The sequence below is a fragment of the Bacillus cereus group sp. BfR-BA-01316 genome (genome assembly GCF_022664195.1).
Taxonomy (GTDB): Bacteria; Bacillota; Bacilli; order Bacillales; family Bacillaceae_G; genus Bacillus_A.
In genome coordinates this window covers 1-215 of sequence record NZ_JAKUGX010000153.1, presented here as the reverse complement: position 1 = coordinate 215, position 215 = coordinate 1, and the positions used below count along the sequence as shown (strand labels likewise).

The following is a 215-nucleotide window of genomic DNA, read 5'->3' as shown; positions in this document are numbered from 1 at the left end:
TACTGTAGCCTGATATTGAATTTTGGTACAGTTTGTACAGGATAGGCGGGAGCCATTGAAACCGGAGCGCTAGCTTCGGTGGAGGCGCTGGTGGGATACCGCCCTGACTGTGTTGAAATTCTAACCTACGGGTCTTATCGACCCGGGAGACAGTGTCAGGTGGGCAGTTTGACTGGGGCGGTCGCCTCCTAAAGTGTAACGGAGGCGCCCAAAGG

1 rRNA gene is annotated in these 215 nt (G+C 54.9%); it reads left to right on the top strand.

The annotated features are described in order from the left end of the window. A 23S ribosomal RNA gene (locus tag MR071_RS25350) occupies positions 1-215 on the top strand; the annotation flags it as partial.